Consider the following 25,792-nt stretch of genomic DNA (forward strand, 5'->3'; position numbering starts at 1 on the left):
GGGCCAAGGGTATGTCTACGAACAGCTGATTCGCATTGAGTCTAACCATGCAAATGCACAGCTTCTGCACTGTTCATGTAGCTGCCCGGTTGCGTTTGATTGCAAGCACTGTGCTGCTGTTTTGTATTATTTGCATAGCGTACTGCCTCAGGACGGGGTGCAAAGGCTCGGCGAGCACATGAGCCCTGGCCTGGAACGCTGGCTCGATGCAATTCCGAGAAGCAAGAGTGCAACGGCTCCCGCTAAAAAAACCAGTGACATCGGTCTGTTATATCGGCTTGTGCTGAACCGTCAGACGGGGAATTGGCAGGTCGATTTTTATAAGGCCAGACGGCTAAAAGACGGCAGTCTTCGGGATTTGCAACGCTACACGTTTCCCCATGATGTCTTGCGCAATCCGCCTGGCTACCTGCTTGAATCGGACCTCAAGTTTGCTCGTCTGTTCATCACCAGCTATACCAACGCGAGCTATGCTTCTGGTGTAGAGCTCAAGGGGCGTATCGGTGGTGACGTGCTTGAGTTACTCCTTGAAACGTCGCGACTGTTTCTTGATTTTGACTTGCAGCGACCTTTGGTTGCAGCTGCCCCGCGCCCTGCAATCTTCAACTGGGTTGAGCAAGCTAACGGCAATTACCGAGGCCAATGGCTCGGCGCTGACCAATCGCTGGACGCTGTTCTAGCGCTGGAACCGCTGCACTACATTGACTTCGAACGGATGCAAATTGGACCCCTGCAGTATGAGTTGAGCGACAAACTGGCCTGTCACTTGCTCCTGGCTCCGGATATTCCGGCGCAGCATGCCGTAGAGTTCAGCCACCGCATGCGTACCGTGGTCGATACAGTCGCTGCGCCGTGTGCGCTGACCGAGCGGGTTGTCAACGATATTGCGCCCATCGCGCATTTGACCTTGGGCAGTATTGCGCAGACCTCATGGCGCGCGACCAAACCCGTTGAACACCGTGCAGCGTTGGGTTTCAGCTATGCGGGTAGCTATGTAGCTGATAAGAATTCGAGTGAAATACGGCTGTTATCGGGCAGTGAAACGCTGCGCGTCCAGCGCCAGCCAGCGGCTGAAAAAGCGCTTCGCCAGGCCCTGCTCAAGGTCGGTTTTAAAAGAGTTACAGGTCAAGGCGTTGCATTGCCCGGTGTGGCCGGTGAGTTGTTCGACCAAGCGAATGATGCGGGTTGGATCACCTTTGTCCAAACTGACCTGGAGCGTTTGCGCGACTTGGGCTGGCAGATCGTAATCCAGCAAGGCTTTCACTTTGAGCTTCACGAAGTCGAGCAATGGTACGCCGATATCGAGGAGGGCCCGGAACACGCCTGGTTTGATCTGGAGCTGGGCATTGAGGTCAATGGTCGGCGCTATAGTCTGTTGCCGATTCTGCTTAACGTGCTGAGGCGCAGCCCTGAGGTGTTAGACCCTCAATCCATGGCTCTTCGAAGAGATGACGAGCCGCTGTTGGTTAATCTTCATTATTCGCCCAATCAATATGCGGCATTAAAACCAGCCTTGAACGTAGTCTTGCCATATGGTCGGATCAAACCGCTGATGGCAACCCTCAGTGAATTGTATTTAAAGGAGCATCGTGGCGATTCATTGCGGCTGAGTTCTCTGGATGCCGGGCGGCTCAGTGCGTTGGACGATGTACCGCTGGTCTGGCAAGGGGGCGAGCGTCAGCGTGACTTTGCCAAACGCCTTAAGCAGTCAGAGCATGTCGCGTTGCCTGCGCCGCAAGGGCTAAACGCCACTCTGCGTCCTTATCAGCTAGAAGGTTTGAACTGGATGCAAGCCCTGCGCGAGCTTGAGGTGGGTGGCATTCTGGGTGACGACATGGGTTTGGGCAAGACGCTGCAAGCCCTGACTCATCTATTGCAACTCAAACAGAACGGTCAGCTTGATTCGCCTGCTCTGGCGATCATGCCGACCAGCCTGATTCCCAACTGGCTCGACGAAGCGGCTCGTTTTACCCCGCAACTCAACGTGCTGGCGTTGCATGGGAACAACCGCCAAAAAGATTTCGATCAGTTGGCAGGCTACGATTTGATATTGAGCACCTACGCCTTGTTGCCGCGAGACCTGGAAACACTTGAGCCTATCGTCTGGAGTGTTGTGATTCTGGATGAGGCACAAAACATTAAAAATCCGACGAGCAAGGCCGCTCAATCCGCACGGCAATTGCAGGCTAAACAACGCTTGTGTCTCTCCGGAACGCCTTTGGAAAACCATCTGGGTGAGCTGTGGTCCTTGTTCCACTTTTTGTTGCCGGGTTGGCTGGGTGATAGCAAAACGTTCAATCGTGATTACCGTACGCCCATCGAAAAGCACGGTAACAGTGAGCGTATGCACAGCCTGACGGCACGCATCAAACCGTTTTTATTACGCCGCACTAAAGAGCAGGTAGCCGCTGAATTGCCAGCGAAAACTGAAATCGTGCATTGGGTCGACTTGAGCGATACCCAGCGCGATGTCTATGAAACCGTTCGCGTTGCAATGGACAAGAAGGTTCGCGATGAAATCAACCGCAGCGGGATAGCTCGCAGTCAGATCATCATTCTTGAAGCGCTGCTTAAACTGCGCCAGGTGTGCTGCGATTTGCGTTTGGTCAAAAGCGCATCAGCCGTTAATGCCAAACGGACTTTGACCGGAAAGCTGGGTAGCTTGATGGAGATCATTGAAGAGTTGCTGGGTGAAGGTCGGCGCATTCTACTGTTCTCTCAATTCACCTCAATGCTGGCATTGATCGAGCAAGAGCTGGAACACCGCAACGTTGCCTATTCGCTGCTGACCGGTGATACCAAGGATCGTCGTACGCCGGTTAAAAACTTCCAGGACGGCAAAGTTCCACTGTTTTTAATCAGTTTGAAGGCGGGTGGTACGGGCCTTAATTTGACCGCGGCTGATACGGTGATTCATTACGATCCATGGTGGAACCCGGCGGCTGAAAATCAGGCCACTGATCGTGCGCATCGGATTGGCCAAGATAAGCCTGTATTCGTCTACAAGATGATTGCGCGTGGCACCGTGGAAGAAAAAATCCAGGCGTTGCAACAGAAAAAAGCGCATTTGGCCGCAGGTGTTTTAGATGGAGGCTTGAGCAGCGGCTGGAAGCTTGAGCAGACTGACATTGACGCGTTGTTTGCGCCGTTGAAGGGGTAGCGCACGCAGTTTCTGCAGGATCCACCGTTCGGCGCTTGATGACCTCGCGATCTTTGAATAGAGCAAAAGATCGCGAAGCAAGCTCGCTCCAGCAAGTCGGCGTTGTTTTAGCGTTTTTCGACTTTAGGCGGCAACGGCGCAAACAGCGCGTCGATGTCGTCGTCTTGCAGTTTCCAGTCCCCGGCAATTCGGCCGTCTAACACGCCTGCAGCCAAATCCGATTTTTCCTGCTGCAGGTGCTGGATTTTCTCTTCCACGGTGCCGCGCGCAATCATCTTGTACACAAACACCGGTTTCTCTTGGCCAATGCGATAAGCGCGGTCGGTGGCCTGGTTTTCAGCGGCTGGGTTCCACCACGGGTCGTAGTGAATAACCGTGTCGGCTTCGGTCAGGTTCAATCCCACACCGCCAGCCTTGAGGCTGATCAGGAAGATTTGCAGTGTGCCGCTTTGAAAGTCTTTGACTGGTGCACGTCGATCACGGGTTTGCCCGGTGAGCAGCGCGTAACGGACATTGCGCTTTTTCAGTTCCGCTTCGATCAGCCCCAGCATCGAGGTGAACTGCGAAAACAGCAGAATGCGTCGACCTTCGGCAAACAGTTCTTCGAGCATCGCCATGAGGCTGTCGAGTTTGCCCGAGGTGCTGCCTTTTTTCGGCGGGGTATCGCTGACCAACCTCAGGTCGCAACAGACCTGACGCAGCTTGAGTAATGCTTCAAGGATGATGATCTGGCTGCGGCCTACGCCTTTACGGGTGATTTCGTCGCGGACTTTTTTGTCCATCGCCAGGCGCATCGTTTCGTACACATCGCGCTGCGCTTCGTTGAGTTCGACCCAATGGATAATCTCGGTTTTCGGTGGCAGCTCGGTCGCCACCTGCTCTTTGGTGCGGCGCAACAGGAAGGGTTTGATCCGCGCATTGAGGTGCTGCAAACGCTCGTCGTTGCCCTGGCGTTCAATCGGCACCCGGTAGTCACGGTTGAACGCCTTAACGTCGCCCAGCCACCCGGGAAGCAAGAAGTGAAACAGCGACCACAGTTCGCCCAAGTGGTTTTCCAGCGGGGTGCCGCTGAGGCACAGGCGCTGACGTGCGCTGAGTTCGCAGGCAGCCTGTGAGGCCTTGCTGCCGGGATTCTTGATGTACTGCGCTTCGTCCAGGATCAATACGTGCAGAGGCAGCTTGGCCAAGTGCTCAATGTCTTTGGGCAGCAGCGCGTAGGTGGTCAGGATCAGGTCGTAGTCATTGAGGTGTTCGAAGTGTTTTTTTCGCGTCGCGCCATACAGCGCCAGCACGTTGAGCTGCGGGGTGAAATGCGCCGCTTCGTCCAGCCAGTTGGGAATCAGGCTGGTTGGCATCACCACCATGGCCGGGCGATCCAGCCGACCCGCATTTTTCTCGCACAGAATATGCGCCAGGGTTTGCAGGGTTTTGCCCAGGCCCATGTCGTCCGCAAGAATGCCACCGACTTCCAGCTGGCGCAGTGACTGCATCCAGCTCAGCCCTTCAAGCTGGTAGGGGCGCAGATTGGCATTCAGGCCTTCGGGGGCTTCGACGCTGAAGTCTTTGATGTCGCGCAAGCGCTGGGCAAACCCGCGAATGTGCTCGCCGCCTTCCCAGCGCAAGGGCAGTGCATCCAGCGCATTGAGGCGCGGAGCATCGGCACTTTTGATCCGCAGCGTGGTGGCACCCGGTTCACCTAGATAGAACTCGCCCAGTGTCGCCAGTACGGGTTTCAGGCGCCCATACGGCAGGGCTACTTGCAGCGGGCCATGGCTGCTGTTCGGCGTAGCGGGGATATTGACCAGAATCAGTTCGTCGTCGCGGCGTTTGGCGAGTTTTTCGGGGCTCAGGATGTCGGTGTGCGAACGCATCAGGTTCAGCAGAATCGGCAGCAAGCTCAGGCGCTGGCCGTTGACGATGATCCCCAGTTCCAAGTCGAACCAGTCGTGTTCGGGGGCTTCGTCGACGTTGGCGTACCAGTCTTCGACCGGGCTCAGGTCAAAGCCGAAGTCCTCGTCAATCTGCAACTCCCAGCCTTGCTCACGCAGGCCGGGCATCTGATTCAGGGTGAAATTGAGCCAGGCGCTGTCGTTGACCATCTCAAACAGCTCGCCAGCGCTCTCCGGCAGGGCTTTGCTCTGGCGGGTGGCAATTTTGAAGCCCAGCTCGCGCAACTGTTCGCGAAAGGCATTTTCAGCCTCGGGGTGGCGCTTGATTCGCAGCGTCTGGTGTTCCTGGCGAATCAGCACGTCTGCATTTTTTTGCCCGCTGACGTACTGCTCAAGGTAGTTGAATGACAGTGCGGCGCGATGCTGGATGTAGCGTTGCATTTTGCCGTTGCGCGGTTCAAAGGCGCTGAACTCGGCGCTGGCCAGCCACAGACGCGGTATCGGTTGCACGTCATCGCTCAGCACTTCGGGCAGGTTGTTGGGGCGGCGCGAGTCGAGCACAGCCTGGAGTTTTTCCAGAAGCTCGGCGTCCTGGGCAGCAGCGGGGTAGTTCAAGGTGTCTTCAATCTTCAGTAATACGGCAGCGGTGTGCTTGCAGTTGGTGCGGACGGGGCAGGTGCAGTTCGCGCTGACCAAAAGCAGGGTGCCTTTGGCTGACTCGCGCAGTTGAATGGTCTGACGGTAAAAGTTTTCTCCGGAGCCCTGACAGCTGGCGGTGATCAGGCTGTCGCCGATCTGGGCGATTCTGACACGGTTTTCCCGAGCGTAGCGGCGGCCACGCTCCAGGCTTTGCTCTTTGAATCGACTGACCCAAGTCGGTGCGAGTGGCTTGGTCAGTCGAGCGGTCAGGTTCTGAGACATGGGTGTTTCATTGCGCAGGGCTCATCAGGACGACTTCGGTGTGAGGCGCTCAAACAGCGCCTCAAGGATGTTGAAGCGTTCTTCCGGGCGCTCCATCGGCACCATGAATTTAAACAGGGTGGCGCCTTCGAACTTGTAGCGGTTGGGTTGGCCTTGGATCAGCTTGATCAAGGTCAGCGGGTCAACCGGTGTGTCGGAGGCAAACTCGATCCGCCCGCCCTGTGGTCCGGCATCGACTTTTTTGATACCCAGTTGTTCGGCCTGCAATTTGAGCAAGGTAATGCGCACCAGATTTTTGGTCGGCTCGGGGAGCAGGCCAAAACGGTCGATCATCTCGACTTGCAAATCCTTGAGGCCGTCTTCATCGCTGGCCGAGGCAATGCGCTTGTAGAGAATCAGACGGGTGTGCACGTCTGGCAGATAGGCTTCGGGAATCAGCGCGGGCACGCGCAGGTTGATCTCCGGTCCGCCACCCAGCGGCTGGTCGAGGTTGGGTTGTTCGCCCTTGCGAATCGACTTCACCGCACGCTCAAGCATTTCCATATACAGGGTAAAACCGACCGCCTGGATCTGGCCGCTTTGGCCGTCACCGAGCAACTCGCCCGCACCGCGGATTTCCAGGTCGTTGGTGGCCAGGACAAAACCGGCACCCAGGTCCTGCGTGTTGGCGATGGCTTCGAGGCGCTTTTGCGCGTCGCCGGTAATTTGCTGGCGCGGTGGTGTCAGCAGGTAAGCGTAAGCCTGGTGGTGGCTACGCCCCACGCGGCCGCGCAGTTGGTGCAGTTGCGCCAGGCCGAACTTGTCGGCGCGCTCGATGATGATGGTGTTGGCGCTCGGCACGTCGATGCCGGTCTCGATGATGGTCGAGGCAATCAGCACGTTGAAGCGCTTGTGATAGAAGTCGCTCATCACCTGTTCGAGTTCGCGTTCGCGCATCTGGCCGTGGCCAATGCCGATGCGCGCTTCGGGCACCAGCGCGGCCAATTCTGCGGCGCATTTCTCGATGGTTTTCACGTCGTTATGCAGGTAGTACACCTGGCCGCCGCGCAGCAACTCACGCAGCAGGGCCTCTTTGACTGTGCTGTTGTTTTGCTCCATGACGAACGTGCGCACTGACAGGCGGCGCGCCGGTGGCGTGGCGATGATCGACAAGTCACGCATGCCCGACACCGCCATGTTCAGCGTGCGCGGGATTGGCGTGGCGGTGAGGGTCAGAATATCGACTTCACTGCGCAGCGCCTTGAGCTGTTCTTTCTGACGAACCCCAAAGCGGTGCTCTTCGTCGATGATCACCAGCCCCAGGTTTTTGATTTTGACGTCGTCTTGCAGCAGCTTGTGGGTGCCGATCACGATGTCGATCTTGCCTTCAGCCAGGTCGGCCACGGCCTGATTGATTTCTTTGGCGGACTTGAAGCGGCTCATTACTTCAACCCGCACCGGCCAGTCGGCAAAACGGTCGCGGAAGCTGTTGTAGTGTTGTTGAGCTAGCAGGGTGGTCGGCACCAGAATCGCGACCTGGCGGCCACCGTGCACGGCAATAAAGGCTGCGCGCATGGCCACTTCGGTTTTGCCGAAGCCCACGTCGCCACACACCAGACGGTCCATCGGCTTGGGCGACAGCATGTCGGCGCGCACAGCTTCGATGGTGGTTTGCTGGTCTGGGGTTTCTTCAAACGGGAAACCGGCGCTGAACGTGGCGTAATCGGCTTTCGGGTCGGCAAATGCGTAGCCTTCGCGAGCGGCACGGCGGGCATAGATGTCGAGCAACTCGGCGGCCACATCGCGTACTTGTTCGGCGGCTTTGCGCTTGGCTTTTTGCCAGGTTTCAGAGCCCAGGCGGTGCAGTGGCGCGAGTTCGTCATCGCTGCCGGTGTAGCGGGCGATCAAGTGCAGGTTGGCCACCGGCACGTACAGCTTGGCGCCCTCGGCGTATTCGAGGGTCAGGAACTCGGCGACCTGATTGTCGACTTCCAGCGTGGCCAACCCTTGATAGCGGCCCACGCCGTGGTCGATGTGCACCACGGGCGCGCCTTCGCGCAGTTCGGTGAGGTTTTTGATCACCGCATCGTTATTGACGTCGGTGCGCTTTTCGCGGCGCCGACGCTGCATCACCCGCTGCCCGAACAGCGGGCTTTCGGCGATCAGCGCCAATGCTGGGTCATCCAGCAACAGGCCTTCATCCAGCGGCGCAATGGTGATCGCCAAACGATGTTTGCTGGCGACAAAGTCAGGCCAGCTGTCGACGGTTTTCGGGCGCAACTTCAAGCGTTCAAGCAGTTCGAGCAGTACTTCGCGGCGCCCCGCCGACTCGGCGGTGAACAGCACGCGGCCATCAAACTGCTCCAGAAAGCCTGACAGCGCGGCCAATGGCTGGTTGGCCTTGGCTTCAATGGCCAGGTTGGGCAGTGGGTGCGCCGGGAAGCGTTCGCGGCCGCTGCCAGCGTCGATGTCATCTTGGCTGGCGACCACGCGTGGCCAGTTTTTCAGGCGGGCAAAGCAGTCATCAACCGGCAGAAACAGTTCGGCGGGTGGCAAGAGCGGTCGCGACGGGTCTATTCGACGCTCTTCGTAGCGGTTGCGCACGTCCGACCAGAAATTCTCGGCGGCCTGTTCGATCCCCGGCAGCGAGAACACTTGCGTGTCGCCCGGCAGGTAGTCGAACAAGGTTGAGGTTTCGTCGAAAAACAGCGGCAGGTAGTACTCAATACCGGCGGGTGTAATCCCGCTGGTCAAGTCCTGAAAGATCGGGCAGCGGCGGAAGTCGACATCGAACCGCTCGCGAAAGCGCGCCTTGAAGCGAGTCACGGCGTCCTTTTGCAGCGGGAACTCGCGCGCAGGCAGCAAGCGTACCGATTCGACCTTGTCGATGGAGCGCTGGGTTTCCGGGTCGAAGGTGCGCAGGGTTTCGATTTCGTCATCGAACAAGTCGATCCGGTAGGGCAGTTTGCTGCCCATCGGGAACAGGTCGATCAGCGCACCGCGCACCGCAAACTCGCCGTGCTCATACACCGTGTCGACACAACGATAGCCGCTGGCTTCGAGGCGGGTGCGCATCTGCTCCACATCCAGCTTCTGGCCGACATCCAGCACCAGGCTGCTACCCAGCAGAAACTTGGTCGGCGCCAGGCGATGTAGGGCGGTGGTGATCGGCACTACCAAAACCCCGTGATCCAGCTCTGGCAGCCGATACAGGCTGGCGATGCGCTGGGAAATGATGTCTTGGTGTGGCGAGAACAGGTCGTAGGGCAGGGTTTCCCAGTCAGGGAAGTGCAGCACGGGCAGTTCGGGGGCGAAAAACCTCAGTTCCTGCTCAAGGCGTTCGGCGCTTTGGCTGTCGGCGGTCAGGAGCAGGGTGAAGCGCTTGGCGGCGCTGGCAGCTTCGGCAATGGCGAGGCTCAGGGCAGCACCGGGCAGATTGCTCCAGTGCTGTTTACCTGCCGTAGCAGGAAGTTTGGGTAGACGCAGGACGGGCACGGAAGGTTGAGCTCCAAGCGTTGCGGCAAAGTTGGCAATTGTAACGGTCAAGGGGTTGGCTGTCAGTTACCGTCTTTAAGGGGGCGTGTAAATCAGCGGGTTGTGGCGTAAAAGAGTGAGTCAAAGGGGGTCGGCAGGCGATTAATGAGGCAGAAAAACCGGATTGTTAAAATTTTTTTACCTTGATTTGTTGGTGCTTAATCGTTTCAGTTGCTGAGTGTGACAGGCGTGCATTGCCCATGACTGGGTGCGGCGGCATAATGTAGCCCCTTTTTTCAGCCCCTACATGTGGAAGGTTCCCGTGACTCAGAAGCCCGACCAGTGTCTTGGTGAATGGATCGACCGTGAAGCACTCGCAGAAGCGATGATTCCACTTATCGGTCAGCTTTACCGCAATAACAATGTGGTGAGTTCGATCTATGGCCGCAGCCTGATCAACCGTTCAGTCATTGCGATTCTCAAGGCTCACCGCTTTGCCCGCCATCGCCAGTCTGACGACAGCGAATTGTCCGTACACGAAACTTTCCCGCTGCTCAAAGCGATGAGCGAGCTTAAGCTCGGCGCCGCTTCGGTAGATCTGGGCAAGTTGGCTGTCAAGTTCAAGGCTCAAGGCAATGGCCGTACGGCTGAGCAGTTCGTGCGTGAAGAACTGGCCGATGTAGTGGGTCAGCAAAACGCCTCTGCACGTAAAGGCACCGACGTTGTGCTGTACGGCTTCGGTCGTATCGGCCGTCTGCTGGCACGTATCCTGATCGAAAAAACCGGTGGCGGCGACGGCCTGCGTCTGCGCGCCATTGTTGTGCGCAAGGGCGCCGACAACGATCTGGTCAAGCGCGCAAGCCTGCTGCGTCGTGACTCGGTACATGGCCCGTTCGATGGCACCATCGTGATCGATGAAGCCAACAACACCATCACCGCCAACGGCAACCTGATCCAGGTGATCTACGCGAAAAACCCTACCGAGGTGGATTACACCCAGTACGGCATTCAAGACGCACTGCTGGTGGACAACACCGGTGTATGGCGTGACGCCGATGGCCTGGGCCAACATTTGGCTTGCCCGGGTATCGACCGCGTTGTTCTGACGGCGCCAGGCAAAGGTAAGCTGAAGAACATCGTTCACGGCATCAACCACGGCGAAATCACCGCAGACGACAAGATCATCTCGGCGGCATCCTGCACCACCAACGCCATTGTGCCGGTGCTCAAGGCTGTCAACGACAAGTTCGGCATCGTCAATGGTCACGTTGAAACCGTTCACTCGTACACCAACGACCAGAACCTGATCGACAACTTCCACAAAGGCGATCGCCGTGGTCGTTCGGCAGCGTTGAACATGGTAATCACCGAAACCGGCGCTGCGACCGCTGCGGCCAAGGCATTGCCTGAGCTGGCTGGCAAGCTGACCGGTAACGCGATCCGCGTTCCAACGCCAAACGTGTCGATGGCTATTCTCAACTTGAACCTTGAGAAGCCGGCTACCCGTGAAGAAATGAACGAGTACCTGCGTCACATGGCGTTGCACTCCGATCTGCACAAGCAAATCGACTTCGTGAGCTCGCAGGAAGTGGTTTCCACTGACTTCGTAGGTTCGCGTCACGCGGGTGTGGTGGATGCTGAAGCAACCATCTGCAATGACAACCGCGTTGTGCTGTACGTGTGGTACGACAACGAATTCGGTTACAGCTGCCAGGTAGTGCGCGTGATGGAAGACATGGCCGGGGTTAACCCGCCAGCGTTTCCACGCTAAGCACTCGCTGCAACTAAAAACGCCCCGACTGGTTCGGGGCGTTTTTGTGTGCGGCATTTAAAAACCCTGTAGGAGCGAGCTTGCCTCGCGATCTTTTAAAAGATCAAAAGATCGCGAGACAAGCTCGCTCCTACAGATATGCGCAAGTCCGCTTAAGCCGCTTGCGCTACGCGCAGTTCGTGCTTGTTACCGCGGAACAGCACCACGGTTGCAATCAGGCCCAGAACTGCGGCGCCGGTGAGCCACAGGCCGGGTGCTGCCTTGTTGTCCAGCACGTGGATCAGGTAAGTACACGCCGCCGGGGTGAAGCCGCCAAAGGTCGCTGTCGCCAGGCTGTAAGCCAGCGAGAAGCCGGTGGTACGCACTTCTGCGGGCATGATTTCGGTCAGGGCAACCACCATGGCACCGTTGTACGAGCCATACAGGAACGACAACCACAATTCCACGATCAGCAAGTGACTGAAGCTGGGGTTTGCCACCAGCCATGACAGTGCCGGGTACGCCGTCAGAATCGCCAGAATGGTCGCGCCCAGTAGCAAGGGTTTGCGGCCAACCTTGTCCGACAGTGCGCCCATGACCGGCAACCAGAAGAAGTTCGACAGCCCAATGCACACCGTGACCAGCAGCGCTTCGAAATCGCTCAGGTGCAGTTCGGCCTTGCCGAAAGTCGGGGTGTAGGCGGTGATCAGGTAGAACGACACCGTGGTCATGACCACCAGGGCCATGCCGCCCAGCACCAAGCCAAAGTTCTGGCCTACGGAGGTTATGATTTCACGCAGGGTAGGGTGGTGTTTACGGGCTTCAAACTCAGGGGTTTCTTCCATCGATTTACGAATGACAAAGATCACAGGCACGATCATGCAGCCAATCAGAAACGGAATGCGCCAGCCCCAGTCACCCATGTCTTCTGGGCTCAGCCAGTGGTTGAGGCCCACGCCGAGCAAGCCGGCGAACACCACGGCGGCTTGCTGGCTGGCGGACTGCCAACTAACGAAGAAGCCTTTGCGACCCGGCGTGGCGATTTCCGCCAGGTAAACCGATACGCCGCCCAGTTCCACGCCTGCCGAGAAGCCTTGCAGCAAGCGGCCGAGCAATACCAGTAGCGGTGCTGCGACGCCCAGGGTGGCATAACCCGGCACGCAGGCAATCAGCACAGTGCCCATGGCCATCAGTGCGAGGGTGATGATCAGGCCTTTGCGACGGCCGTGACGGTCGATGTAAGCGCCCAGAATAATCGCACCCAATGGGCGCATCAGGAATCCGGCGCCGAAGGTCGCCAGGGCAAGCATGAGTGATGCGAAAGCGCTGTCACTTGGGAAGAAGGTTTTGGCAATGGCCGTGGCGTAAAAGCCAAAGACCATGAAGTCGAACATTTCGAGAAAGTTACCGCTGACAACGCGAAAAATCGCCTTGCCTTTGCCTGTACTGGAGGCCATCAGAAATCACCCGCTTTTATCTGTTTTATGCGTAATCCATGTTTTTTACTCGTCCACACTGCAAGATCAAGGCGTACGCCGTTGTACAAAACAGTTTTGTAACGATATGTGTATCGGCGGGCGTAGGCAACTTTTGTTACGGCTACACCTCGGGACTATGGCTTCAGGGCCAATAAATCCTGACGAAGTTTGTCGGGCAGCCCGTCGGGGGCGAGCCAGATGCCCAGGTAGAGTTTGGCCAGTTCATGATTTTGGCTGTTGTAGATCACTGCGCCATTACGCTCAATGTTCAGCCCGCGTTGTGGGTCGTAGTCCAGCGCGTAGCGATCACCACGCTTGATATCGCCGAAGCTGCTTTGGAGTTTTTTGAGTGCGGCCGCATGCCTGGCCAGAAAAGCTACAGAGTGTTGGCGTTTGAGAATGGTGGCGCAGGCGTCCGTGATATCGCTGTGATCCAGGTCGCGCAGGTAGAACAACTCCAGACGTAAGTCGCGCTGTTCATTAAAAGCCACTTGGGGGCTGACATCGGGTGGGGTGAACAGCGCCGCCACATAGATGTCAGCCCACAAATACTTCAGCACAATCTGACTTTTACGCGGCATGACCTGCGAGCCCTCATTCCATTTCGCAGGAAAATTCGCCTCCTTGAACAGCGCAGCCTCATCGGCCAGGCTGGTGGCGCTGTACACCAACATAAGAACGATCACTATCTGGCGCATGGTGGCGGGCTCTGATCGATAGGTGGTTAGAGCGTATGCCAGTTTTGTGAATTGAGTGTGTGGGCTGTTACAAATCTGAGAGTGTCATGTAGTGAATGCAAAATTAGCCTACGACAAGACCAAGGGTTAATGTTCGCGGCGTTCAGGCTTCTATAGACTGTGCCCCACGTTTTGACCCTTCATGACGCTGGCCGCGACATGATTTAGCCGTAGGTGCCCAAAGCGGTGCCACGGCCTGTTCTGAGGAGTACGCATGGCTGTCTACAACTACGATGTAGTGGTACTGGGCTCTGGCCCTGCAGGAGAAGGCGCGGCAATGAACGCCGCAAAAGCAGGGCGCAAGGTGGCAATGGTTGATAGCCGGCGTCTGGTCGGCGGCAACTGCACGCACTTGGGCACGATCCCGTCCAAAGCCTTGCGTCACTCGGTTCGCCAGATCATGCAGTTCAACACCAACCCGATGTTTCGGGCCATTGGTGAGCCGCGCTGGTTTTCGTTCCCGGACGTGCTGAAAAGCGCCGAAAAAGTCATTTCCAAGCAAGTGGCTTCGCGTACCGGTTACTACGCCCGCAACCGTGTTGACCTGTTCTTCGGCACCGGCAGTTTCACCGACGAGCAAACCATCGAAGTGGTATGCCCTAACGGCGTCGTTGAAACCCTGATGGCCAAGCAAATCATTATCGCCACCGGTTCGCGTCCGTATCGCCCGGCCGACATCGATTTCACTCACTCGCGAATCTACGACAGCGACACCATCCTGAGCCTGGGCCACACCCCGCGCAAGTTGATCATTTACGGCGCGGGCGTGATCGGTTGTGAGTACGCGTCGATCTTCAGCGGTCTGGGTGTGTTGGTTGAGCTGGTGGACAATCGCGAACAACTGCTGAGCTTCCTCGACTCCGAGATCTCGCAGGCCCTGAGCTACCACTTCAGCAACAACAACATCACCGTTCGTCACACCGAAGAGTACGAGCGCGTTGAGGGCGTTGAAAACGGCGTGATCCTGCACCTCAAGTCCGGCAAAAAAATCAAAGCCGACGCCTTGCTCTGGTGCAACGGCCGTACCGGTAATACCGACCAGTTGGGTCTGGAAAACGTCGGCCTTAAAGCCAACGGCCGTGGCCAGGTGCATGTTGATGAAAACTACCGCACCGATGTGCCGAACATCTATGCCGCCGGTGATGTGATCGGCTGGCCAAGCCTGGCCAGTGCCGCCCATGACCAGGGCCGTTCCGCGGCAGGCAGCATTGTCGACAACGGCAGCTGGCGTTTCGTGAATGACGTGCCGACCGGCATTTACACCATTCCGGAAATCAGCTCGATTGGTAAGAACGAGCAAGAACTGACTCAGGCCAAAGTGCCGTATGAAGTGGGCAAGGCGTTCTTCAAGAGCATGGCGCGTGCACAGATTGCCGGCGAGCCTCAGGGCATGCTGAAAATCTTGTTCCACCGTGAAACCCTTGAAGTGCTGGGCGTTCACTGCTTCGGTTATCAGGCTTCAGAAATCGTGCACATTGGCCAGGCGATCATGAACCAGCCGGGTGAACTGAACACCCTGAAATACTTCGTCAACACCACGTTCAACTACCCGACCATGGCTGAAGCCTATCGGGTAGCGGCTTACGATGGCCTTAACCGGCTTTTTTAAGCGGCTCCGGCCGGTGGCCTGAGCCGGCCGGGGAGACCGATTTCAGCCATTCCCAAGGGTGGCAGTGGCCAAACCGGGAAAGTCTGTAATCAGGCTGTCGACGCCGAAATCAGCGAGCCTGCGCATCAGCGCAGGTTCGTTGACTGTCCACACCGACACATGCAAACCCTGGCGCTGGGCTTTCTCCAGGCGTTCAGGCGTACAGAGTGTCCAGTTCAACGCCAAAATCTCGCAACCATAACTCTGGGCGACCTTCAGCGGGTCGAGCCATGCGTATTCGGCGACCAGTCCGCGCGACAGGTCCGGGGTCAGCTCCTGCGCGGCCTTGAGCACTTCTCGCGAGCTGGAGGTGACGGTGACCTTGTCCATCAGGCCGTGGCGTACAGCCATTTCGCGAATCGCCAGTACGGTCGTGGCGGCGCGAGTGCGTGATGCGCTTTTGACTTCAAGCTGCCAGTGTTCGAAGTCGCACTTTTCAAACAGTTCTTCAAGGCGCGGGATCGGGCACGGATGCACCCAGCCCGGGCCGCCTTTGCGCGCGTCATAGGTCACCAGGTCGGCAGCCATCTGTTCGATGACTTTGCCGCGCCGATCAGTGGTGCGCTTGAGCGTCGGGTCGTGGATCACCATCAGGTCGCCATCTTTGGACAAGTGCAGATCGAGTTCGCAGCGACGAACGCCATGCTTGAGGCATTGCTCAAAGCTGGCGAGGGTGTTTTCCGGTGCTTCGCCTTTGGCGCCGCGATGGCCATAAATCAGGGTCACAATTGCTCCTTTGTGCAGCTTCACTGCGTCTACAGAAGTGCCATTGACGGCTTATTCGGTCGTTGGTTCGTCCAGTTCGCGGGCCAGGCGGCGTGCCTGAGCTTGTTTCTGCAAAATGTAACGGGCCAACAATTGGCGTTGGGTCTCGGTCAGCGATTCAAACTCGGTAACAAATTGATAGCGGCCCTCTTGTGCCTGGCACTCGACGACGCGGGCGCGCAGCAGCAACCCGAGGGCTTGCGGCATCAGCACCAGCTTGACGGACAGATGGCTGCCAGGCGGGTAGGGGTGCGGGTGATGAAATTCGATACCGCCTTCAGACAACTTCACCGGCTGCAGTTCACCGATTTTGCCCAGCACCGTTTGCGCCACGATCTGGCTGAGCAGGTCGACGCGTTTGTTCAGGGTTTTCAGGTAGCTGGACAGCGTGCGGTCGCGTTCGCTGATCTGGCGCAACAGGTGCTGGGACTCAAATTCGCTGAGGTGCAATTCACTGAGTAAATTGAACAGTGGCGATGCATCCTGCAACACTTTGCCGCTCTCGGCCTCGGGGGCTGATAGCGGGCTTATTTCCAGTGCGATCACATCCTCGATACGGTAGTATTCGCGGCGATTTGCTTCATCTAATGTCGACATGGCGAACCCATGATGGCGGCTGTGGTCAGAGTGTAAAGCTGCTTATCAGGCCCCGCCACAAGGACGCCTTCTTTTCCCTAGAACAAGCCCCGACATGTTCAGACCTCTCTTCGTATTTATTGGCACGCGTTATACCCGTGCAAAGCGCCGCAATCATTTTGTGTCGTTCATTTCTCTGACTTCAATGATCGGACTCGCCCTCGGCGTGGTTGTAATGATTGTCGTGCTCTCGGTCATGAACGGCTTCGATCATGAGATGCGCACCCGCGTGTTAGGCATGGTGCCCCACGCGACCATCGTTGGCGATCAGCCAATCAGCGACTGGCAGAGCCTGGCAACCAAGGTTCAGCAAAACCCGAAAGTAGAGGCCGTCGCGCCGTTTACTCAGATGCAGGGCTTGCTGACCCACGATGGCAATGTGCAGAAAGTGCTGCTCAATGCCATTGACCCGGTGCAGGAACGCAAGGTTTCGATCATCGACCACTTCATGCTTGAGGGACAGCTGGATTCGCTGAGCCCCGGCAGCTTCGGCATCATCATTGGTGACAAGGCCGCCAAGGCGCTGGGTGTGGTAGTGGGCGACAAGCTGACATTCGTTGCGCCGGAAGTCACCGTGACCCCGGCCGGGATGTTCCCGCGCATGAAACGTTTCACTGTGCAGGGCATCTTCCATGTCGGCGCAGGTGAAATCGACGGCTACCTGGGGTTGACCAACTTGCAGGATCTGGCGCGTTTGCAGCGCTGGAAGCCTGATCAGGTGCAAGGTTTACGACTCAAGTTTGACGACCTGTTCCAGGCACCGCGCACCGCGTGGGAAATCGCCCAACAGCTGGGTGATGGCCAGTATTACGCTCGTGACTGGACCCGCACCCACGGCAACCTGTACCAAGCCATCCGCATGGAAAAAGCCATGATTGGCTTGCTGTTGTTGCTGATTGTTGCTGTGGCAGCGTTCAACATCATTTCCACGCTGGTCATGGTGGTCAATGACAAGAAAGGTGACATCGCGATCCTGCGCACCTTGGGGGCGACACCGGGCACGATCATGGCCATCTTCATGGTGCAGGGGACCGTCATCGGTGTCGTCGGGACCGCCATCGGCGCGGTGGTCGGGATCTTGGCAGCGCTGAATGTCAGTGCTGCAATCTCGGCCCTTGAAGGCCTGATCGGACATAAGTTTCTCAACGCAGACGTGTACTTCATCGACTACTTGCCGTCGCAATTGCAGGCCCAGGATGTGTTGATGGTGTGCGGTGCTGCGTTGGTTCTGAGTTTCCTCGCGACCTTGTACCCGGCTTGGCGTGCTGCGCGCACCCAGCCTGCGCAGGCGCTTCGTTATGAGTGAGTTGGGCATGAAAGAACAATCAGTGTTGAGTTGCCGCGACCTGGGCAAGTCCTACGAGGAAGGCCCGGAGTCAGTGGTGGTGTTGTCGGGTCTGCAACTGGAGCTGCATCCGGGCGAGCGCGTGGCGATTGTCGGGACCTCGGGTTCGGGCAAAAGTACGTTGCTCAACCTGCTGGGCGGCCTCGATACCCCGACCACCGGCAGCGTCTGGCTGGCGGGCGAAGAGTTGTCGGCGCTGGGCGAAAAGGCCCGTGGCCTGCTGCGTAACCGCTCGCTGGGCTTCGTTTACCAATTTCACCACTTGCTGGCTGAGTTCACTGCGCTCGAAAACGTGTGCATGCCGCTGCTGATCGGCAAAACCCCGATCCCTGAAGCGCGTGAGCGGGCGACGGCCTTGCTGACCCGCGTTGGCCTGGGTCATCGCCTTGAGCACAAGCCCGCCGAGCTGTCGGGTGGTGAGCGTCAGCGTGTGGCCATTGCCCGCGCGCTGGTCAACAACCCAGGGCTGGTGATGCTCGACGAGCCGACCGGCAACCTCGACTCGCACACCGCCCAAGGTATTCAGGACTTGATGCTGGAACTCAGCACCTCGATGCGCACCGCGTTCCTGGTGGTGACCCACGACATGAACCTGGCCCGGCAGATGGATCGCGTACTGCACCTTCAAGAAGGTCGCCTGACCGCGATTTGATCGGCCAAGCCCGGCGCCGTTTGACGGCGTCGGGTCTTTTATTTTTATACGGTGCCCGCGAATGTTCAGACCGTTATCGATTTTTATCGGCACGCGCTATACCCGCGCCAAGCGCCGCAATCGTTTTGTTTCGTTTATCTCCATGACCTCGATGATCGGCCTCGCCCTGGGCGTGCTGGCGATGATCGTGGTGTTGTCGGTGATGAACGGTTTTCAGCGTGAAATGAGTAACCGCATTCTCGGCATGGTGCCGCACGCGACCATCGTCGGTGTAAAGCCGATTGATGACTGGCGCCCGGTGGCTGATGCGGCGATGAAAAACCCGGAAGTGACGGCGGCTGTGCCGTTTACCGAGATGGACGGCATGCTGTCCTACAAGGGTTCGATGCAGCCGATTCAGATCAGCGGTGTGGATCCGGCACTGGAAGGCAAGGTGTCGATCGTCACCCAGCACATCGTGCAGGGCAAACTTGAAGACCTGAAACCCGGCGAGTTCGGGGTTGTGCTCGGTGACATCACAGCACGGCGTTTTCGCTTGAGCGTGGGCGACAAGATCACCTTGATCGTGCCTGAAGCCAGCACCGCGCCGGGCGGGATTACCCCACGTTTGCAGCGTTTGAACGTGGTGGGCATCTTCAAGGTCGGGGCTGAGCTGGATGGCTCGATGGGCCTGGTGCACATGGCCGATGCTGCGGCTATCCAGCATTGGCAGCCGAACCAGGTGCAAAGCGTGCGTCTGGCGGTCAAAGACCTGTACGCGGCGCCGCACGTCGCGCAGCAAATCGCGGCGGGACTGGGGGCGGACTACAAGCCTGACGACTGGACTCACACCCAGGGCAGTTTGTTCAGCGCCATGAAAATGGAAAAAACCATGATTGGCCTGTTGCTGCTGATGATTGTCGCCGTGGCGGCGTTCAACATCATCGCCACCTTGATCATGGTGGTGAACGACAAGGGCGCGGACATCGCGATCTTGCGCACCATTGGCGCGACACCGCGCCAGATCATGGCGATTTTCATGGTGCAGGGTACCGTGATCGGTATTGTCGGCACTTTGATTGGCGGCGTGCTGGGCGTGATTGCGGCGTTGAATGTCAGCGAGCTGGTGGGCTGGATGGAGCGGGTTTCCGGGCAGCACATCTTCAGCTCTGACGTGTACTTCGTCAGCAACCTGCCATCAGAACTGCAAGGCGGCGACGTGGCCTTGATCTGCGGTGCGGGCTTCTTGCTGAGCTTTTTGGCCACGTTGTACCCGGCCTATCGCGCGGCCAAGATCGAGCCTGCGCACGCGCTGCGGTATTCCTGATTGTAGGAGCGAGCTTGCCTCGCGATCTTTTAAAGATCAAAAGATCGCGAGACAAGCTCGCTCCTACAGGGTGGGTCAGGCGTTGCGTGGTAACTCAATCACAAACTGTGTCCAGCCTTCCTGCGACTCGCAGCGAATCTGCCCACCATGCGCGCGGATGATCGATTGGGTGATGGCCAGCCCTAATCCCGCATGCTCGTTGCTGCCTTCGCTACGTGCCGGGTCGGCCCGATAAAAGCGGTCAAACAAGCGAGGCAACAGTTCGGGAGCAATCCCCGCGCCGGTGTTTGACAGGCTGATACGCACGGCGCTCGCCGTTTTGCTGATCACCACTTTGATAGTCCCGCCAGCCGGTGTGTAACGCAGCGCGTTATCCAGCAGGTTGGAGAGGGCGCGACGCAGCATGCTGCGGTCTCCGGCGATCCGCGCAGTGCCTTCGCAGGTCAGTGCAATCTGCGAGTCTTCGGCCGATAGCGCATAAAACTCCAGCAGCGATTCCAGTTCGCGGGCCAGGTCCAGCGGCTCGTGGCTCGGTGTGAGCAAGCCATGGTCGGCCTTGGCCAGGTACAGCATGTCGTTGACCAGTTGCGCCATCCATTGCAGTTCTTCGAGGTTGCTGTGCAGCGCCTCTTTGTACGCTTCGATGTCTCGCGGTCGGGTCAGGGTGACTTGGGTGTGGGTCAGCACGTTGGAGAGCGGCGTACGCAGTTCATGCGCAATATCGGCGGAGAACGCCGACAATCGCTGAAAGGAGTCATCCAGCCGTTCCAGCATGGCGTTAAACGCGATGGCCAGTTCCGCCAGTTCGGGTGGCATCTGTGCGTGGGGCAAGCGCGCATTGAGCGAATCTGCCGACACACTCGCTGCAATCGCGCTCATGCGGCGCAATGGGCGCAAGCCGCTACGGGCGGCCCAGGCACCGAGAATGGCGGTAGCCAGCGCTGAGAGGCCAACGGTCATCCAGATCAGCCGCTGCATGCGTTGCAGGAAGTGTTGATGGTGGGTGATGTCGAGCAGCAAGGTCAGTTGCGGTGTGTCAGGGCTCTCGGGACGAGGGTTGAGTACCCGGTATTCGGTGCCGCCGATTTGCAGGCTGCCAAGCCCCGGCTGCGTCGGCAACGCTTGCGGCAAGCGCGTGGAGCTGTCAAACCACAGGTGCCCGTCTGGCCCACGAACCCGCACGGCGAGGTCTGGCTGATGACTGAGGTCTTGCAGCAGTGTCGGCAGGCGCAGAGTGAAGGCTTCCAGCGTGTCGGCGCCGTGCAGTGTGCCGCGCAAGACCGCGAGTCGGCTTTCCATCAGTTGTTGATCGAGTTCGATGAAGTGCACTTCACTGGCCCGCCCGAACAACACCCCGGCAAACAACGAAACAACGGCGGTGCAGCCCGCAAACAACAGCGCCAGGCGGGTGCTCAGTGACAGTTGGCGCATCAGTGGTCGCGCTCTTCGAGCACATAGCCCATGCCACGCACGGTGTGAATCAGCTTGTGTTCGTGGAGGTCATCAATTTTCAGGCGCAGGCGGCGAATCGCCACTTCGATCACGTTGGTGTCGCTGTCAAAATTCATGTCCCACACTTGCGAGGCGATCAAGGATTTAGGCAGCACTTCGCCCTGGCGGCGCAGCAGCAATTCCAGCAGGGAGAACTCTTTGGCGGTGAGGTCGATGCGCTGACCATTGCGTTCGACGCGGCGGCGAATCAGGTCCAGGCGCAAGTCGGCCAATTGCAGGCTGGTTTCTTGTGTGGTGCTGCTGCCACGGCGCAACAGGCTGCGCACCCGTGCCAGCAGCTCTGAAAAGGCGAACGGTTTGACCAGGTAATCGTCAGCCCCCAACTCAAGGCCGTGCACGCGGTCTTCTACGGCATCGCGTGCGGTCAAAAACAGCACCGGCATGTCCAGCCCCGCGCTGCGCACCGCTTGCAGGATTTGCCAGCCATCGCGACCGGGCAGCATCACGTCGAGTATCAACAGCGAGTAATCACCGGTCAGTGCCAGGTGTTGCCCGGTAATGCCATCGGCGGCCAGCTCAGTGGTAAAGCCGGCTTCGCTCAAGCCTTGGCGCAGGTACTGGCCGGTTTTGGCCTGGTCTTCGACAATCAGCAGCTTCATGGAGGGCTCATCACAAAAATAACCTCAACCTTATACAGTGGGGTGTTGTCTGTCGGGTCAAGCTGACAAAGTTGTAATCTTGCAGTCAGTTGAATGCCAGTCGCGGGGCTTTAAGGTAGTTGAAAGACTGACTTTAAGTTTCTGGAGGTAAGTATGACGGTACGTAAGCGTTTGTCTCTCGCAGGTTGTTTGCTGGTGCTGAGCGTGCCAGTCATGGCTTCTCCGGGGGAGCATTCTGATTTTGGTCAGCCTGCGCCAGCTGCCAGTGCAACGCGCACGGTTGAGGTTGACATGACTGACATTGCGTTCAACCCCAAGTCGCTGGACGTGAAAGCGGGCGAAACGGTGCATTTTGTCCTGGTGAATAAAGGTCAACTGCTGCACGAGTTCAATCTGGGTCATGCGGCCATGCACGCCGAGCATCAAAAAGAAATGCTTGAGATGCAACAGAGCGGGATGTTGACTGCGACCGGCATGAATCACGTTGGCATGGACCATTCAGCGATGGGGCACGGCTCTATGGACATGCCGGGCATGAAGCACGACGATCCTAACAGTGTGCTGGTTGAGCCGGGTAAAACCGCTGAGCTGACCTGGACCTTTGCCAAGACCGACAACCTGGAATTTGCCTGCAATGTGCCGGGGCATTATCAGGCGGGCATGGTCGGTCAGCTGAAAGTTGCGCCTTAAATCGGCTTGATCGTCTGCGGGGCCTGAAAGCCTGTAGAATTGCCGGGTTTTTATAGCCAGGTTTTTGTCATGCATCCCGCAGCCGAACATTCGCCGCTGGGCAAGTCCAGTGAATACATCAGCACCTACACCCCGTCCTTGCTGTTCCCGATCCCGCGTGCGGCGAAATGGGCAGAGCTGGGACTGAGCGCCGAAACGCTGCCTTATGTGGGGGTGGACTTCTGGAACTGCTTCGAACTGTCGTGGTTGTTGCCATCGGGCAAGCCGGTGGTCGCCATTGGTGAGTTCTGCTTTGCTGCCGATTCGCCGAATATCGTTGAATCCAAGTCCTTCAAGCTGTACCTCAATTCGCTCAATCAGACCGTTTTTGCTGATAAGCAAAGCCTGGAAGCTACGTTGCGGTCCGATTTGTCAGCCGCTTCGGGCAAGCCTGTGAGCGTTCGCGTGCGCAGCTTGAACGACGTTCAGGCGGATGGTGTAGGCGTTTTGCCAGGTGTGTGCATTGATGATCTGGACATTACCGTCAGCGATTACGAGCAGCCGCGTCCGGAACTGCTGAAGTGCGATGACTCGCAGGTTGTTGAAGAAAGCCTGCACAGCCATTTGCTCAAGTCCAACTGCCCGGTCACCAGCCAGCCGGACTGGGGCACAGTTGTGGTCGAGTACCGTGGCGCGGCGCTGGATCACGCCAGTTTGCTGGCGTATCTGGTGAGCTTTCGCCAGCACTCAGACTTTCATGAGCAATGTGTCGAGCGGATTTTTCTCGATTTGCAACGTTTGCTCAAGCCCGAGAAATTGACCGTGTATGCGCGCTACGTGCGCCGTGGCGGGCTGGACATCAACCCGTACCGCAGTACCGAAACGGTTGAATTCCAGAACGTGCGGTTGGTGCGTCAGTAAAACGATTTGATCGTGTAAGAGCGAGCTTGCCTCGCGATCTTTTAAAAGATTAAAAGATCGCGAGGCAAGCTCGCTCTTACAAGGTCAGGTCAGGTTCAATTGCTGGGCCTGTTCCAGTACCGCTTCAACATGCCCCGGCACTTTCACGCCGCGCCATTCGTGACGCAATACACCGTCCTTGTCGATCAGGAAGGTGCTGCGATCCACGCCAAGGTATTCCTTGCCATAGAGCTTTTTCAGCTTGATCACGTCAAACAACTGGCACAGGGCTTCGTCCTTGTCGCTCAGCAACTCAAACGGAAATGCCTGCTTGGCCTTGAAGTTCTCATGGGATTTAAGGCTGTCGCGTGATACGCCAAACACTTCAGTGTTAGCCGCCTGAAATTCGGCGTAGTGGTCGCGAAAGCCCTGGCCTTCGGTGGTGCATCCCGGGGTGCTGTCCTTGGGATAGAAGTAAATCACCACGTGCTTGCCTTTGAGCTCCGACAAACTGACGGTTTTGCCGCCAGTGGCCGGGATTTGGAAGTCGCTTACGGGTTGGTCAATTGCAACGGCCATGAGTAGGGCTTCCTTACATCGGGTTCTGTGGGCGCCATGGTTCGATCAACGCGTCGAGGTTCAATGCGTCGGCGAAATCCAGGAACTGATCGCGCAGCCAACTGATTTGCACGCCAGCCGGAAGGGTCACAGTGAACGTGGCATTGAGCATGGTGCCGCCGGTTTGCGGTGCCTGATAGGTATCGCAGGTCAGGTTTTCGAGTTCAACGTTGTGGTCCATGAAGAACTGGCACAGCTCGTTGATGATGTCCGAGCGGTAGGCCGAACTGACATAAGCCACGTAGGGCAGCGCCTGTGGACGGGTTTCGAGGGCGGCACTGCGCACCACGTTAACGCTAAAGGCGTGCTTTTTGGCGAGGGAGGGCAGGCCGGCTTCGAGGCGGGCCAGGGCGTCCCAACTGCCAGTGATTTCCAGGACCAGCGCGCTGCATTCGCCGTGGCGAGTCAGACGAGAGGTCACAACAGCGCAGCGATTTTCATGGCTGGCGCGGCACAGGACGTTAGTCAGCTCCATTGGGTTGGCGCCAAGGGCACTGATGACAAGGAATTGTTCGCGGACTGTGGGGGTGGACATGCAGCCTTCCTAAAACGATGAGCGGTCAGTACGTTTGATGAAGCGCAGGGCGTAAACAGGCGTCGAGCAAGCAGCATAAGCCCGCCAGCACGCCGCCACAGGCGTTTTGCAAAAAGTGCAAATCGCGTTCGGCGGTGTAGGGGCAGGGCGCGCAATGCTTACATAAAGGCCTGTAAAACAGACGTTCGCACACATCGGTACCAATCAAAGGATGAAGGGTAGCGAAAAGCAACGCGAAGGGGAATGCTCATGAGGCTCGCTGTTGCTTGTGCAAGGGTCATGGCGCCAGTACCATTACGGCTCTCTTTTTCCGGCAGGAGCGGTTGCATGATTGCGGGCAGTATGGTGGCACTGGTCACACCTATGGATGCACAAGGTCGTCTTGATTGGGACGCTCTGAGCAAACTGGTGGACTTTCACCTGCAAGAGGGCACCAACGCCATTGTTGCCGTTGGCACTACAGGTGAATCAGCAACTCTGGATGTGAACGAACACATCGAAGTGATTCGTCACGTTGTCAAACAGGTGGCGGGGCGTATTCCGGTGATTGCCGGTACAGGCGCCAACTCGACGCGTGAAGCGATCGAGCTGACCACCAATGCGAAGGCCGCTGGCGCTGATGCCTGCCTGCTGGTCACGCCGTATTACAACAAGCCGACCCAAGAAGGCTTGTATCAGCACTTCAAGGCCATCGCTGAAGCGGTCGACATCCCACAGATCCTCTACAACGTGCCGGGCCGTACGGCTTGCGACATGTTGCCTGAGACGGTTGTGCGTCTGTCGACCGTGAAAAACATCATCGGCATCAAGGAAGCCACTGGCGACCTGAGCCGTGTACCGGCCATTCTGGCTGGCGTGAGCAGCGACTTCCTGGTGTACTCCGGCGATGACGCCACGGCGGTTGAGCTGATCCTGCTCGGCGGCAAGGGCAATATCTCGGTGACTGCCAACGTTGCCCCGCGTGACATGAGCGACCTGTGTGCTGCTGCGATGCGTGGTGATGCTGCTACTGCTCGGGCAATTCATGAAAAGCTGATGCCGCTCAATAAAACCCTGTTTATCGAATCCAACCCAATCCCCGTGAAATGGGCGCTGCATGAGATGGGCTTGATGCCGGACGGTATCCGTCTGCCGCTCACCTGGCTCAGCGAAGCCTGTCACGAACCGCTGCGGCAGGCCATGCGCCAGTCCGGCGTCCTGGTTTAATTGAGGAAGCATT

Annotated in this window: 19 protein-coding genes; 9 read left to right on the top strand and 10 right to left on the bottom strand. The window is 57.8% G+C overall.

The features are described 5' to 3' along the window. Positions 1–715: 715 nt before the first annotated feature. Entirely contained in the window at positions 716–3,160 is a 2,445-nt protein-coding gene (locus RHM56_RS04990; protein ID WP_416194903.1) for a DEAD/DEAH box helicase, read from the top strand. Positions 3,161–3,267: 107 nt separating this feature from the next. Here the strand turns inward: RHM56_RS04990 and RHM56_RS04995 are convergent, their stop codons facing one another. Together RHM56_RS04995 and mfd are read right to left on the bottom strand one after the other, a co-directional pair. Beyond that, positions 3,268–5,970 (bottom strand): DEAD/DEAH box helicase, encoded by a 2,703-nt coding sequence (locus RHM56_RS04995; protein WP_322239165.1) that lies wholly within the window; start codon positions 5,968–5,970, stop codon positions 3,268–3,270. 24 nt (positions 5,971–5,994) lie between these two features. After that, positions 5,995–9,444, bottom strand: a complete 3,450-nt coding sequence (gene mfd, locus RHM56_RS05000) for a transcription-repair coupling factor (protein ID WP_322239167.1) — start codon at positions 9,442–9,444, stop codon at positions 5,995–5,997. A 286-nt stretch (positions 9,445–9,730) separates the two neighbouring features. Here mfd and RHM56_RS05005 point away from each other — a divergent pair, with 286 nt between their 5' ends. Continuing rightward, positions 9,731–11,194 (top strand): glyceraldehyde-3-phosphate dehydrogenase, encoded by a 1,464-nt coding sequence (locus RHM56_RS05005; protein WP_322239169.1) that lies wholly within the window; start codon positions 9,731–9,733, stop codon positions 11,192–11,194. Between the two features lie 152 nt (positions 11,195–11,346). Here RHM56_RS05005 and RHM56_RS05010 read toward each other — a convergent pair whose 3' ends face one another. Beyond that, positions 11,347–12,630: an MFS transporter gene (locus tag RHM56_RS05010; RefSeq protein WP_322239171.1), complete on the bottom strand. Its 1,284-nt coding sequence runs from the start codon at positions 12,628–12,630 to the stop codon at positions 11,347–11,349. Positions 12,631–12,785: 155 nt separating this feature from the next. Beyond that, positions 12,786–13,349, bottom strand: a complete 564-nt coding sequence (locus RHM56_RS05015; protein WP_322239174.1) for a chalcone isomerase family protein — start codon at positions 13,347–13,349, stop codon at positions 12,786–12,788. A gap of 253 nt (positions 13,350–13,602) precedes the next feature. Between RHM56_RS05015 and sthA the strand changes: the two genes are divergently transcribed. After that, entirely contained in the window at positions 13,603–14,997 is a 1,395-nt protein-coding gene (gene sthA, locus RHM56_RS05020; RefSeq protein WP_322239176.1) for a Si-specific NAD(P)(+) transhydrogenase, read from the top strand. Between the two features lie 42 nt (positions 14,998–15,039). Here sthA and RHM56_RS05025 read toward each other — a convergent pair whose 3' ends face one another. Both RHM56_RS05025 and RHM56_RS05030 read right to left on the bottom strand, forming a co-directional pair. Then, the gene (locus tag RHM56_RS05025) at positions 15,040–15,762 is read right to left on the bottom strand and encodes a glycerophosphodiester phosphodiesterase (protein ID WP_322239178.1); all 723 of its coding nucleotides are present in this window, start codon (positions 15,760–15,762) and stop codon (positions 15,040–15,042) included. Positions 15,763–15,813: 51 nt separating this feature from the next. Next, the gene (locus tag RHM56_RS05030) at positions 15,814–16,398 is read right to left on the bottom strand and encodes a PilZ domain-containing protein (RefSeq protein WP_322239180.1); all 585 of its coding nucleotides are present in this window, start codon (positions 16,396–16,398) and stop codon (positions 15,814–15,816) included. 94 nt (positions 16,399–16,492) lie between these two features. Here RHM56_RS05030 and RHM56_RS05035 point away from each other — a divergent pair, with 94 nt between their 5' ends. From RHM56_RS05035 to RHM56_RS05045, 3 genes are all read left to right on the top strand, one after another. Then, the gene (locus RHM56_RS05035; protein ID WP_322239182.1) at positions 16,493–17,743 is read left to right on the top strand and encodes a lipoprotein-releasing ABC transporter permease subunit; all 1,251 of its coding nucleotides are present in this window, start codon (positions 16,493–16,495) and stop codon (positions 17,741–17,743) included. 7 nt (positions 17,744–17,750) lie between these two features. Further along, entirely contained in the window at positions 17,751–18,434 is a 684-nt protein-coding gene (lolD, locus tag RHM56_RS05040; protein ID WP_322239184.1) for a lipoprotein-releasing ABC transporter ATP-binding protein LolD, read from the top strand. Between the two features lie 61 nt (positions 18,435–18,495). Then, the gene (locus RHM56_RS05045) at positions 18,496–19,740 is read left to right on the top strand and encodes a lipoprotein-releasing ABC transporter permease subunit (protein WP_322239186.1); all 1,245 of its coding nucleotides are present in this window, start codon (positions 18,496–18,498) and stop codon (positions 19,738–19,740) included. Positions 19,741–19,815: 75 nt separating this feature from the next. On the opposite strand, the gene RHM56_RS05050 is transcribed toward RHM56_RS05045, so the two are convergent. Then, positions 19,816–21,171, bottom strand: coding sequence for a heavy metal sensor histidine kinase (locus RHM56_RS05050; protein ID WP_322239188.1), 1,356 nt, complete (start codon positions 21,169–21,171; stop codon positions 19,816–19,818). Continuing rightward, positions 21,171–21,851, bottom strand: a complete 681-nt coding sequence (locus RHM56_RS05055) for a heavy metal response regulator transcription factor (protein ID WP_322239190.1) — start codon at positions 21,849–21,851, stop codon at positions 21,171–21,173. Before RHM56_RS05055 ends, RHM56_RS05050 begins: the two co-directional genes overlap by 1 nt. Positions 21,852–22,004: 153 nt before the next feature. Here RHM56_RS05055 and RHM56_RS05060 point away from each other — a divergent pair, with 153 nt between their 5' ends. Both RHM56_RS05060 and queF read left to right on the top strand, forming a co-directional pair. Continuing rightward, positions 22,005–22,541, top strand: coding sequence for a cupredoxin family protein (locus RHM56_RS05060; RefSeq protein WP_322239192.1), 537 nt, complete (start codon positions 22,005–22,007; stop codon positions 22,539–22,541). Positions 22,542–22,610: 69 nt separating this feature from the next. After that, positions 22,611–23,441 (top strand): NADPH-dependent 7-cyano-7-deazaguanine reductase QueF, encoded by an 831-nt coding sequence (gene queF, locus RHM56_RS05065; RefSeq protein WP_322239193.1) that lies wholly within the window; start codon positions 22,611–22,613, stop codon positions 23,439–23,441. An 84-nt stretch (positions 23,442–23,525) separates the two neighbouring features. Here queF and RHM56_RS05070 read toward each other — a convergent pair whose 3' ends face one another. Together RHM56_RS05070 and RHM56_RS05075 are read right to left on the bottom strand one after the other, a co-directional pair. Next, entirely contained in the window at positions 23,526–23,999 is a 474-nt protein-coding gene (locus tag RHM56_RS05070; RefSeq protein ID WP_322239195.1) for a peroxiredoxin, read from the bottom strand. Positions 24,000–24,012: 13 nt separating this feature from the next. Next, positions 24,013–24,573: a glycine cleavage system protein R gene (locus RHM56_RS05075; protein ID WP_322239197.1), complete on the bottom strand. Its 561-nt coding sequence runs from the start codon at positions 24,571–24,573 to the stop codon at positions 24,013–24,015. 327 nt (positions 24,574–24,900) lie between these two features. Here RHM56_RS05075 and dapA point away from each other — a divergent pair, with 327 nt between their 5' ends. Then, positions 24,901–25,779 (top strand): 4-hydroxy-tetrahydrodipicolinate synthase, encoded by an 879-nt coding sequence (gene dapA / locus RHM56_RS05080; RefSeq protein WP_322239199.1) that lies wholly within the window; start codon positions 24,901–24,903, stop codon positions 25,777–25,779. Positions 25,780–25,792 lie beyond the last annotated feature (13 nt).

It is taken from the genome of Pseudomonas sp. CCC3.1 (genome assembly GCF_034347405.1).
GTDB lineage: Bacteria > Pseudomonadota > Gammaproteobacteria > Pseudomonadales > Pseudomonadaceae > Aquipseudomonas.

Bases quoted from the DNA above. Each gene is read 5' to 3' on its own strand.
- RHM56_RS04995 (WP_322239165.1), bottom strand. From the start codon at position 5,970: ATGTCTCAGAACCTGACCGCTCGACTGACCAAGCCACTCGCACCGACT.
- dapA (WP_322239199.1), top strand. From the start codon at position 24,901: ATGATTGCGGGCAGTATGGTGGCACTGGTCACACCTATGGATGCACAA.
- RHM56_RS05070 (WP_322239195.1), bottom strand. From the start codon at position 23,999: ATGGCCGTTGCAATTGACCAACCCGTAAGCGACTTCCAAATCCCGGCC.
- lolD (WP_322239184.1), top strand. From the start codon at position 17,751: ATGAAAGAACAATCAGTGTTGAGTTGCCGCGACCTGGGCAAGTCCTAC.
- RHM56_RS05045 (WP_322239186.1), top strand. From the start codon at position 18,496: ATGTTCAGACCGTTATCGATTTTTATCGGCACGCGCTATACCCGCGCC.
- RHM56_RS05010 (WP_322239171.1), bottom strand. From the start codon at position 12,630: ATGGCCTCCAGTACAGGCAAAGGCAAGGCGATTTTTCGCGTTGTCAGC.
- RHM56_RS05060 (WP_322239192.1), top strand. From the start codon at position 22,005: ATGACGGTACGTAAGCGTTTGTCTCTCGCAGGTTGTTTGCTGGTGCTG.
- RHM56_RS05015 (WP_322239174.1), bottom strand. From the start codon at position 13,349: ATGCGCCAGATAGTGATCGTTCTTATGTTGGTGTACAGCGCCACCAGC.
- RHM56_RS05055 (WP_322239190.1), bottom strand. From the start codon at position 21,851: ATGAAGCTGCTGATTGTCGAAGACCAGGCCAAAACCGGCCAGTACCTG.
- RHM56_RS04990 (WP_416194903.1), top strand. From the start codon at position 716: ATGCAAATTGGACCCCTGCAGTATGAGTTGAGCGACAAACTGGCCTGT.
- sthA (WP_322239176.1), top strand. From the start codon at position 13,603: ATGGCTGTCTACAACTACGATGTAGTGGTACTGGGCTCTGGCCCTGCA.
- RHM56_RS05050 (WP_322239188.1), bottom strand. From the start codon at position 21,171: ATGCGCCAACTGTCACTGAGCACCCGCCTGGCGCTGTTGTTTGCGGGC.
- RHM56_RS05005 (WP_322239169.1), top strand. From the start codon at position 9,731: ATGTGGAAGGTTCCCGTGACTCAGAAGCCCGACCAGTGTCTTGGTGAA.
- RHM56_RS05030 (WP_322239180.1), bottom strand. From the start codon at position 16,398: ATGTCGACATTAGATGAAGCAAATCGCCGCGAATACTACCGTATCGAG.
- RHM56_RS05075 (WP_322239197.1), bottom strand. From the start codon at position 24,573: ATGTCCACCCCCACAGTCCGCGAACAATTCCTTGTCATCAGTGCCCTT.
- queF (WP_322239193.1), top strand. From the start codon at position 22,611: ATGCATCCCGCAGCCGAACATTCGCCGCTGGGCAAGTCCAGTGAATAC.
- RHM56_RS05035 (WP_322239182.1), top strand. From the start codon at position 16,493: ATGTTCAGACCTCTCTTCGTATTTATTGGCACGCGTTATACCCGTGCA.